Raw genomic sequence first — 10611 nt, 5'->3', positions numbered from 1 at the left:
CGGCGCCGCCGAAGGCCGAACCGTCCAACGGTGACTCCGCCGACGAGTCGGCCACCGAACCCAAGGCGTCCGCCGAACCCGCCAAGCCCGAACCGCCGGTGAAGGGCCTCGGCATCGCACCGGGAGTGCGTCGTCCGGGCAAACGCTGACGGCGACCCAAAACCACTGGACGGGGGTGAGACGATGAACGACGTGAGTACCCACCAGCTGCCCTGGCACACCGGCCATCAGCCGCCGCAGCGCACGTTCGCGCAGTCCACGAAGCTGCAGGACGTCCTCTACGAAATCCGCGGCCCGGTGCACGATCACGCGGCCAGGCTGGAGGCCGAGGGGCACCGCATCCTGAAGCTGAACATCGGCAACCCCGCGCCGTTCGGCTTCGAGGCGCCCGACGTGATCATGCGCGACATGATCCAGGCGCTTCCGTACGCCCAGGGCTACTCGGACTCGAAGGGCATCATCTCGGCCCGCCGCGCGGTAGTCACCAAATATGAACTGGTGGAGGGTTTCCCGCGCCTCGACGTTGACGACGTCTACCTCGGCAACGGTGTTTCCGAACTGATCACCATGACGCTGCAGGCGCTATTGGACAACGGTGACCAGGTGCTCATCCCGGCGCCGGACTACCCGCTCTGGACGGCGTCGACGGCGCTGGCGGGCGGCACGCCCGTGCACTACCTCTGCGACGAGACCCAGGGCTGGATGCCGGACGTCGCCGACCTCGAGTCGAAGATCACCGACCGCACCAAGGCACTCGTCGTGATCAACCCGAACAACCCGACGGGTGCGGTCTACAGCCGCGAGAACCTCGAGCAGATCGCCGAACTGGCCCGCAAGCACCAGCTGTTGATCCTCGCCGACGAGATCTACGACAAGATCCTCTACGACGACACGGAGCACATCGCGATGGCGTCGGTCGCGCCCGATCAGCTGTGCCTGACGTTCAACGGACTGTCCAAGGCATACCGCGTGGCCGGATACCGCGCGGGCTGGTTGGCCATCACCGGACCCAAGGAGCACGCCGCCAGCTTCCTGGAGGGCATCAACCTCCTGTCGAACATGCGGCTGTGCCCGAACGTGCCCGCGCAGCACGCCATTCAGGTGGCCCTTGGCGGGCATCAGAGCATCGAGGACCTGGTGCTTCCCGGCGGGCGACTGCTGGAACAGCGTGACGTCGCCTGGGCCAAGCTCAACGAGATCCCAGGCGTCTCCTGCGTCAAGCCCGCGGGTGCGCTCTATGCGTTTCCTCGACTCGATCCCGAAGTGCACGACATCCAGGACGACGAGCAGTTGGTGCTCGACCTGCTCCTGCAGGAGAAGATTCTGGTGGTGCAGGGCACCGGCTTCAATTGGCCCGCACCGGACCATCTGCGGATCGTGACGCTGCCATGGGCCCGCGACCTCTCCAACGCGATCGAACGGCTCGGGAACTTCCTCGCCAGCTACCGGCAGTAACATCCCCCGGTCGCTCCCGCTCTCCCCCGCAAGCGGGGGGACCCCCAGCCCGCAGTAACACACCAGCCCACCCCTCTACCCTGTGCCAGTGGCGCACTCGCACTCACTGTCCTCGGATCCGGCACCGCTTGGGCCGCTGGCGGCCAAGATCGTCGTCGGCCTGCTGATCGCGATGGGCGTGGCCATCATCGCGGGCATGACCCTGTTGTGGCCCAGTCACCAGAGCGTCGACATCCCGCTCCCGCTCCAGAACGCAGAGGGCGGGGCGGTCACCACCGAATCCGGTCACGTGCTGTCCAGTTCCGCTGCGCCGTGCGGCAGCCCTTCGGCGGGTGGCGTACTCACGGCCGCCCCCGTCGAGGCGCCCCCGGGCAATGGGCAGTGCGTGCAGACGCTGGTGCAGATCGGCTCGGGACCCAACAAGGGCGCCAACACGCTCCTGGAGTTCAGCGGCGGGCCCGGCCAGCCGAGCCTCGCCGTCGGCGACGACGTCCGCATCAGCAGGCAGGTCGACCAGAACGGGACCACGTCGTACGCGTTCTTCGACTTCGAACGATCGTGGCCGCTGGCGATCCTGGCCGCGACGTTCGCCGTGGTGGTCGTCGCGGTGGCCCGCTGGCGGGGACTCCGCGCGCTCGTCGGCATCGTGGTGGCGTTCGCGGTCCTGATGGTGTTCCTGTTGCCTGCGCTGCGCGACGGGGCGCCAGCGGTTCCCGTCTCCCTTGTCGCGTCGGGCGCCATCCTGTACGCCGTCATCTATCTCGCGCACGGGGTGAGTCTGCGGACCAGCGCCGCCCTACTGGGCACCCTCTCTGCGCTGCTGCTCGCGGGCGTGTTGTCCTGGGCGGCAATAGAACTGGTACACCTCACCGGACTCTCGGAGGACCAGAACAACGAGGTGGCCGCCTACCTCGGCAACGTCTCGATCACCGGACTGCTCCTGGCCGGGTTCATCATCGGATCGCTCGGCGTACTCAACGACGTGACCGTCACGCAGGCCTCGACGGCGTTCGAGATCGCCGAGCACGGTGCCTCCCGCAGGGCGATCTTCGTCGGGGCGATGCGGGTGGGCCGCGATCACATCGCCAGCACCGTGTACACCCTGGTGCTGGCGTACGCGGGTAGTGCGTTGCCGCTGCTACTGCTCTTCAGCGTGGCGAACAGATCGCTGGGCGACGTGTTGACCAGCGAGAGTGTCGCCATCGAGATCGCGCGGTCCGCGGTGGGCGGCATCGCGCTGGCGTTGTCGGTGCCCTTGACCACGGGTATCGCCGCCGTGCTGGCGACCCCCGCAGCTTCGGCGTCTACCGCTTCAACAAATCCAGTAGGTACGAGCCGTAACCCGACTTGAGCAGCGTGTGAGCGCGAGCCGCCAGTTGATCGTCGTCGATGAAGCCGACCTGCCACGCGACTTCCTCTGGCACGCTGATCTTGAGCCCTTGGCGCCGTTCGATGGTGCGAACGTAGTCGGCGGCGTCGAGCAGCGAGTCGAACGTGCCGGTGTCGAGCCATGCGGTTCCGCGCGCCAACACCTCGACGTTGAGCCTGCCCTGGTCGAGGTAGGTCTGGTTGACGGCGGTGATCTCGTACTCGCCTCGCGCCGACTTGCTCAGTGACTTCGCGATCTCGATGACGTCGTTGTCGTAGAAGTACAACCCTGGCACCGCGTACTGCGACTTCGGTTTGGCCGGCTTCTCCTCCAGCGCCGTGGCCTTGCCGTCCTCGGCGAATTCGACCACGCCGTACGCCGACGGGTTGGCCACCCAGTATGCGAAGATCGCACCGCCACTGACGTTTTCGAAGCGTCTCAAGCTGGTGCCCAGTCCAGGGCCGTAGAAGATGTTGTCTCCCAACACCAGTGCGACGGTGTCATTGCCGATGTGGTCGGCGCCGATGACGAATGCCTGCGCCAGCCCGTCGGGCTGATCCTGCACGGCGTAGCTCAGGTTCACCCCGAAGTCCGACCCGTCGCCGAGCAGTCGGTGGAAGCCGGGTGCGTCGTGCGCGGTCGTGATGATCTGGATGTCACGAATGCCCGCCATGATCAACGTGGACAGCGGGTAGTAGATCATCGGCTTGTCGTAGACCGGAAGCAATTGCTTGCTGACGCCCATGGTGATCGGATACAGCCGCGTGCCTGATCCGCCTGCCAAGATGATCCCACGCATGGAGGCAGCTTAGAGCGAGGTCTGGCTCAGCCAGGCATCCCAGATGCCGGCGTCGCCGATTACCTCGATGCCTGCGTCGGCGGCGGAGCGGCGACCGGTCAGCGCCAACAGGAGGTCGACCGCACTGCCCCGCACGGCGGCTTCCCCCTTGGTGTGGTCGTGCGACCAGTTCAGGCCGTCCTCGTCGTGGGTGATCGTCCACTCCCCGGTCGGTCCGAGACCATCGTCGGTGGCGTGCAGATGCAAGGTCAGCCCGCGCCGCAGCGGCGGTTGGTGAAGATTCGCCGAGACGGTGGCCAGGTCGATCCATTCGGTGACGGCGTCAGCCGCCAGTTCCGACGGCAGCTGGAACTCGCCGCCGAGTGCCAGGACGGCGTCGGCGCGGTGCACCGTGGCCTCGTGCACGCGCCTGCGGATCCACCAACCCGCTGGACGCGGCCCGTTGAAAGTCCACACTCTGGTGTCGGCCCCGACGTGGTCGACGGCGTCGATGACCAGCTGCGCGCCCCGATTCAGCCAGTCGATCGCGGCGTCGGGGTCCTCGGGCGGTTTCCCGTCGCGGACCTCGCGGGGATCGAGCGGCGCGAGACGGCGTTCGGCGACGATCTGCGCCGACCAGCGATGACCTCGGCCCACGTGTTTGAACAGCTGGTTCATGCTCCAGCCGGGGCAGGTCGGCACCGGGGTCTTGGGGTCGGCGTCGCGGACGACGTCACCGAAGGCCCGGGTCTCCTCGAGCAGCGTCGCGCGGAAGTCCACGTTACGAACGTACCGCTGCGCGCGCTTCGCCGAGCCTGATCGGCAACGTCGACCATCCGCGCAGGACCCGGGTGTCGCGGCGGCTCCCCGCCCCCGCGAGCTGGGCGTCGGGATAGCGCTCGAAGAAGGTTCGCAGCCCTACCTCGCCTTCCGCACGGGCCAGCGCAGCGCCGAGGCAGAAGTGCCTGCCGCCGGAGAAGGACAGGTGCCTGCCCGCGTTGTCGCGGGTGATGTCGAAGCGGTGCGGATCTGTGAACACCTCGGGATCGCGGTTGGCGCCGGCGAGGTAGAGGATGACGAGTTGACCAGCCTCGACCGTATGTCCGGCGACCTCGGTGTCGACCAGCGCAACCCGGGCACTGAGCTGCACCGGCGACTCGAGTCGGAGGATCTCCTCGACGGCTCCCGGCCACAGGTCCGGTGCCTCGAGCAGCATGTCGAGTTGGTCCCCGTGGTCGAGCAGGATGCGGATCCCGCTACCGAGAAGGTTCACGGTCGTCTCGAAGCCTGCGGCGAGCACCAGGCCCGCGATGGCTCGCAGTTCCTCGTCGTTCAAGCGGGTGCCGCCCTCGCTGGCGAGGATCAGCTGGCTCATCAGGTCGTCACCGGGGGCATCGCGAAGGCCGCGGATGTGGGTGGCCAGCCACGCGTTGAAGCCGTCGAGCCCGTGTTCGACGCGCAGATACTGCGGCCAGCTGAGTCCGATGTCGAGGCTGGGCGCCGCCAGCTCACCGAACTCGAGGATGCGGGGCCGCTCACGGTCCGGGACGCCGATGATGTCGCCGATCACGGTCACGGGCAGTTGCGAGCAGTACCGGTCGACTATGTCAACCGTTCGGCCGACCGTTCCGTCGCCCAATTCGTCGATCAGGGCTGCCGCGGCCTGCTGCACCCGATCCCGCAGTGCGGCAACGGCTCTGGTGGTGAATACCGACGACACCGTCTTGCGGTAGTGGGTGTGCTGCGGCGGCTCGACCGACAGGAGCGACGGCGGCAGCAGCGGATGGAGTCGACCCTTGACCATGGTGCGCTGCTCGAGCCAGGCCAGCGGGCGGGGCAGCGACTTGCCGATGGGAGAGACGGCGAAGTCATCCGAGCGCAGCAACTGATGGGCCACGGCGTGATCGGCGGTCATCCAGGCCGCTCTGCCGCGGACCAGCCGACCGCGTGCACGGAGTTCGTCGGCGAAACCACCCGGGTCGGCCCGGACCGTCGGATCCGCGATGAGCCTGCCCTGCATCTCGCCGCGCTTGGCGCCGAACGACGCCAGCTGGCCGATGAACCCGTGCAGGGCGAACCAGTGTGTGCGCTGACGCAGCGTCATGGGTTGAGCTTAAGCAGTGGCCGCAGATCATCCAACCGGTCGAACAGATGCCAGACGTAGGAGGACGACCCGTTCTCGCGGTGCGCGTGCAGGTCCTTCAGCGTCGGATCGTCGCAGTAGCCGTCGAACGCCTCCTTGGAGTCCCACTCGACGAGGATGAGCACCTTGCGCGGCTCCACGTCGCCGAGGACGGCCTCGCGGAACTGCCCGAGCGCGACGACGCGCCCCCCGTGGCGGCCGACCTCGGCGGGTGAGCGCTTGGAGTAGGCGAGGTATTCGTCCCGGTTGGCGATGTCGAACAAGTTCAGTGCATAGACCGTCATGGTCTCCAAGTTACGACGCGACCGCACCCGCCGTTGGGGCGATGCGGCGGCCGAGGGCGTACATCCGCCACCCGGCGTTCTGCCACTTGGCGACGTCGAGGCAGTTACGGCCGTCGACAACGACTTTCGCGCGCACGGTGGCGGCAAGCTCGTCCGGGTCGAGGTCGACGAACTCCTGCCACTCGGTGAGCACCAGGACCGCGTCGGCGCGGTCGCACGCCTCGAGCACCGATGTCGAGTAGTTCAGCGTGGGGAAGACCCGCCGCGAATTCTCCATCGCCTTCGGGTCGTAGACGTTGACTCCTGCGCCGTTGAGCTGCAGCAGGCCCGCGACGTTGAGGGCGGGTGAGTCGCGCACGTCGTCGGACTCGGGCTTGAAGGCGGCCCCGAGAACGGCCACGTTGGCGCCGAGAAGCGAGCCGCCGCACGCCTTGGTCGCCAGCTCGACCATCCGGGTGCGACGACGCATGTTGATGCCGTCCACCTCTCGCAGGAAGGTCAGTGCGTGGTTCGCTCCGAGTTCACCCGCACGCGCCATGAACGCGCGAATGTCCTTTGGTAGGCAGCCGCCGCCGAATCCCAAGCCGGCGTTGAGAAATCGCCTCCCGATCCGGGGGTCGTAACCCAGTGCGTCGGCGAGCAGCGTCACGTCGGCGTCGACGGCCTCGCACACCTCGGAGATGGCGTTGATGAACGAGATCTTGGTCGCCAGGAAGGCGTTCGCCGAAACCTTGACCAATTCGGCGGTCTGCAGATCAGTGACCAGGAACGGGACGCCTTCGTCGAGCAGGGGTGCGTAGAGCTCACGGACCGCCGCCTCCGCCCACTGTGAATCTCTTTGCACGCCAAGGACGATGCGGTCGGGGTGCAGGGTGTCGTGGACCGCGAACCCCTCGCGGAGGAACTCCGGATTCCAGGCGATCTCGACGCCGACCCCGGCCGGGGCGAGCCGGCGGGCCCGCTCGGACAGTTCGGCGGCCGTGCCGACCGGCACCGTCGACTTGCCCACGATCACCGCCGAGCGCCGCAGTCGCGGCACCAGCGTGTCGATCACCGCGTGGACGTGACGCAGATCCGCACCGTATTCGCCCTTCTTCTGCGGGGTTCCGACGCCGAGGAAGTGGACGTCGGCGAATTCGGCTGCCGCGTCGTAGTCGGTGGTGAACTGCAGGCGCCCGGCATCGAGGTTCTCGCGCAGGACTTTTCGCAGCCCGGGCTCATAGAACGGAATGTCGCCCGACGCGAGTTTCGCGACCTTGCCGGGATCGATGTCGACGCCGATGACCTCGTGGCCAAGCGCGGCCATTCCGGCGGCGTGGGTGGCGCCGAGGTAACCCGTCCCGAACACAGTGCATCGCATACTGCCTGAATAGGCCGCCGCGATGAGCTAACTGCAAAGTGACACTGATCGGGAGACCAACGCTGGGTGACCAATGGACTCCAGGGGCGAGCTGAGCGACGGGAGACTCCGGCTCAGTGCCGACCGCCTCCGCTGCAGAAGATCAGGAAGCAGCCGCCGCCGCCACCGCCGTTCGACGAGCCACCGCCGTGTCCACCGCGTCCCGGCCAACCGTCGTTACCCGATCCGCCGCCGTGTCCACCGCGACCCGGCCAACCGTCGTCACCACCCGATTGCGGCCACTGGGGCTGCTGCGGGGGCTGCTGAGGCCACTGCGGGTACTGCTGCTGCGGATACTGCGGGTACTGCTGCTGGGGCCACTGCTGCTGCGGGGGCGTGAAGATCCGCGGAAGCAACGGTGGGATGTAGACCGGCGGCGGAGCGACCACGGGAACCGGGTCCGGCAAGGGCGGCGCGGCGGGTGGATCGGGAATCGCCGCGGGTGGCGGCGGCTGCGCGGCGGGCTGCTGATCGACGTAGACCGTGCGGGGTGGCGGCGCTTGCCGCTGCTCCTTGGCGACCGGCACGGGCGCCTGGATGGTCTCAGGTGCGGGCGCAGGCGGAGCTGCCTCTGGGGCAGGCGGTGGCACCGCCGCCGGCGCGGGGGCGGCCGGGGGCAGGGCACTCGGAATGATGGCGGCCTGGCCAGGGTCGGGACGCTGGTCGGCCGTCGGCCGGATGCTGACGGCCAGCGAGATCACCAGGGCGATCACCCCGATCACGAAGACCGACGTCAACGCGCTGCCGACCAGCAGGAACGGCTTGCGTCCCTCCTCCGCGGGCGCGTTGACGAAGTCCATGTCAGCGGCCACCGGGGTGGCGAGGCCCACGGGGCGGATCTGGGTGTCCGCGCCCACCTGGCCGGGATAGTCGTTGCCCGCCGTCGTCCCGTCCGGGTCCTGCGAGTAGGCCAAACCGACGGTGGACGCGTCGAAGATCGGGGCGTTGGCCGCCGCCAGTGCCGCTCCGCGCGCCAGGGCCAGGCCCGACTCTTCGGGGGCGTTGACCGGGATCTCGACGAGATCCTGCAGATGAGACTTGACCGATGCGACGTCGACGCCGGAGCCGACGACGAACATGCCCTGGGGCGGGGAGTCCTGTGCGGCGACGGCGGAGGCCATCTCGGTGAGCACCGCCATGGCATCCGTGCTGTGCAGGCTGCGGCTGAGGACCTTCACGATCGAGCCGTCGTCCGTGCGGACCACCGACAACGTCGCGGTGTCGCGATCGAGGAACAGAAGCCCGGTGCTCTCGTAGCCGACCGTACGACCGGCCGTCTGGGCGAGGACTCCTGCCGCGTGGAGTTCGGACACCAGGATCGCGTCGTTGATGCCATGGCCGGCCAGCGCGTCGCGCAACTCGGCGGCCTCGGCGTGGTCACTCCACGTGACGCCGATCGCCTTGAGTTGGTGCCCGCCCTCGCGGGCGCTCTCCAGCGTTCCCAGGACGGCCGCGACCACTTGGGCGGATGCGCTCGACGTTGCCGAGCCGTCGGATGGCGTCACGTCGAAGGTGTCGTGATCGACGATTGCACCATCGCCCTTGACGCCTTCGACCAGTACCAACCGCACCGTCTTTGGTGTCAGAGACACACCAAGCACGATGTCCACGAAAACCCCTCCAAAAGTATTAGCTCTACTACGTATTGTCTTCTCGTAAGGGACTCAACGCAAGAGCGCGCCCTGATGTTTCATCGCCATCACCAGCGCAGTCGTTACGTCTGCCGCGTCCGATTTGGGCTCCGGTTCGACCCTACTCGCGTCGCGGACGTCAGCGCTTGATGAAGTTTTGGTAGGACCGCGACGGGGTGGGCCCGCGCTGCCCCTGGTACTTCGACCCGACCTTGGCGCTGCCGTAGGGGTGCTCGGCCGGGCTGGTCAGCCTCAGCAGACACAGCTGGCCGATCTTCATGCCCGGCCACAGCGTGATCGGCAGGTTCGCCACGTTGGACAGCTCCAGCGTGATGTGTCCGCTGAAGCCGGGGTCGATGAACCCGGCGGTCGAGTGGGTGAGCAGCCCCAGCCTTCCCAGCGACGACTTGCCCTCCAAGCGCCCGGCGAGGTCGTCGGGCAGGGTGCAGAGTTCGAGTGTCGACCCGAGGACGAACTCCCCAGGGTGCAGGACGAACGACTCCCCCTCGGCCGGTTCGACCAGGGTGGTCAGCTCGTCCTGGCGTTCAGCCGGGTCGATGTGGGTGTAGCGGGTGTTGTTGAAGACCCTGAAGAGGTTGTCGAGGCGGACGTCGACGCTGGACGGCTGGATCAGGCTGTCGTCAAACGGGTCGATCCCCAACCTTCCGGCGGCGAATTCGGCCCTGATGTCGCGATCGGAGAGCAGCACCCGACGAGCGTATCGGCTGGTGGTGTAAATTCTCAGACCACCACCAGCCGATGTAGTTCAATGGCAGAACATCAGCTTCCCAAGCTGAATACGCGGGTTCGATTCCCGTCATCGGCTCCACTCTGACCAGGTCAGACACCGTTCGAATGCGTTCGACCCGACCTCTCAGGGTCACCTAGGGTCACAACTCAAATGGAACTCTTCTTCGGACCGTCCAGCGACGTCCCAGCAGCCTTCAAAGCCTCGTCCTGAGAGTGCGCGTACACCCGCAAAGTCAGGGTCGGATCGGAGTGGCCGATCCACGCTGCGATCACCGCCACGGGCACACCGTCGAGGTGCATCAGCGTGGCCGCCGTGTGCCGCCCGCCGTGCAACTTGATGTGCCGGACCCCCGCAGCGGCGACGGCCTCGGCCCAGTACCGCGAGAGCACGGCCGGGTTGTAGGGCTCGCCGATCTCGTTGCAGACGACGTAGTCACCTGAGCCGTAGTGCTCGCCAAGGGCAAGCCGTTCGGTGGCCTGACGAGTCTTCGCGGCCCGCAGCACCTTCAGCAGCCGTTCGGGTAGGGGAAGTTCCCGCCGCGACGCCTGCGACTTAGGATCGTTCTCAACGGTCGTACCGCCGGCCGATACCCGGTTGTTCGTGATCTCCAACGTCTTGGCCGTCAGGTCGACGTCTGCCCATCGCAACCCGGCGATCTCGCCGCGCCGCAGCCCGTACAGGGCGAGCTCCCAGGCGTGCCCGATCCTGTCCTTCACGAACAATCTGCGCAGCTGCTCGACCTCGGCAGCGGTGAACGTCGGCACGTCCTTGTGAACACTCGACACACGCGCGACCTTGGCG

At 67.4% G+C, this 10611-nt stretch carries 10 protein-coding genes and 1 tRNA gene; 3 read left to right on the top strand and 8 right to left on the bottom strand.

Annotated features, from left to right (window positions below; genetic code table 11):
• Positions 1 to 183: 183 nt before the first annotated feature.
• Both ACRDUX_RS11495 and ACRDUX_RS11490 read left to right on the top strand, forming a co-directional pair.
• Positions 184 to 1455, top strand: a complete 1272-nt coding sequence (locus ACRDUX_RS11495; protein WP_526413950.1) for a pyridoxal phosphate-dependent aminotransferase — start codon at positions 184 to 186, stop codon at positions 1453 to 1455.
• Positions 1456 to 1543: 88 nt separating this feature from the next.
• Positions 1544 to 2806: a YibE/F family protein gene (locus ACRDUX_RS11490; protein ID WP_526413948.1), complete on the top strand. Its 1263-nt coding sequence runs from the start codon at positions 1544 to 1546 to the stop codon at positions 2804 to 2806.
• Here the strand turns inward: ACRDUX_RS11490 and rfbA are convergent.
• The 7 genes from rfbA to dcd all read right to left on the bottom strand — a co-directional run bounded on the left by rfbA (position 2760) and on the right by dcd (position 9768).
• Positions 2760 to 3623, bottom strand: a complete 864-nt coding sequence (gene rfbA / locus ACRDUX_RS11485) for a glucose-1-phosphate thymidylyltransferase RfbA (RefSeq protein WP_526413946.1) — start codon at positions 3621 to 3623, stop codon at positions 2760 to 2762. The genes ACRDUX_RS11490 and rfbA overlap by 47 nt on opposite strands.
• Before the next feature lie 9 nt (positions 3624 to 3632).
• On the bottom strand, positions 3633 to 4382 hold the full coding sequence (locus ACRDUX_RS11480; RefSeq protein WP_526413944.1) for a maleylpyruvate isomerase family mycothiol-dependent enzyme: 750 nt from the start codon (positions 4380 to 4382) through the stop codon (positions 3633 to 3635).
• 1 nt (position 4383) lies between these two features.
• On the bottom strand, positions 4384 to 5700 hold the full coding sequence (locus tag ACRDUX_RS11475) for a cytochrome P450 (RefSeq protein WP_526413952.1): 1317 nt from the start codon (positions 5698 to 5700) through the stop codon (positions 4384 to 4386).
• A 2-nt stretch (positions 5701 to 5702) separates the two neighbouring features.
• On the bottom strand, positions 5703 to 6029 hold the full coding sequence (locus ACRDUX_RS11470) for a DUF1330 domain-containing protein (RefSeq protein WP_526413942.1): 327 nt from the start codon (positions 6027 to 6029) through the stop codon (positions 5703 to 5705).
• A gap of 10 nt (positions 6030 to 6039) precedes the next feature.
• Positions 6040 to 7389: a UDP-glucose dehydrogenase family protein gene (locus ACRDUX_RS11465; protein WP_526413940.1), complete on the bottom strand. Its 1350-nt coding sequence runs from the start codon at positions 7387 to 7389 to the stop codon at positions 6040 to 6042.
• A gap of 113 nt (positions 7390 to 7502) precedes the next feature.
• Positions 7503 to 9038, bottom strand: a complete 1536-nt coding sequence (locus ACRDUX_RS11460; protein WP_526413938.1) for a DUF7159 family protein — start codon at positions 9036 to 9038, stop codon at positions 7503 to 7505.
• 160 nt (positions 9039 to 9198) lie between these two features.
• Complete coding sequence (gene dcd, locus ACRDUX_RS11455; protein WP_526413936.1) at positions 9199 to 9768, bottom strand: dCTP deaminase; 570 nt, start codon at positions 9766 to 9768, stop codon at positions 9199 to 9201.
• A gap of 46 nt (positions 9769 to 9814) precedes the next feature.
• Here dcd and ACRDUX_RS11450 point away from each other — a divergent pair.
• Positions 9815 to 9888 (top strand) — tRNA-Gly (locus ACRDUX_RS11450).
• A gap of 68 nt (positions 9889 to 9956) precedes the next feature.
• On the opposite strand, the gene ACRDUX_RS11445 is transcribed toward ACRDUX_RS11450, so the two are convergent.
• Positions 9957 to 10611, bottom strand: a 655-nt coding sequence (locus ACRDUX_RS11445; RefSeq protein WP_526413934.1) for a site-specific integrase, incomplete at its 5' end; no start/stop codon positions are given.

Source organism: Mycobacterium sp. (assembly GCF_050701675.1).
Classification (GTDB): domain Bacteria; phylum Actinomycetota; class Actinomycetes; order Mycobacteriales; family Mycobacteriaceae; genus Mycobacterium.
This window is presented reverse-complemented; position numbering and strand designations above follow the sequence as displayed.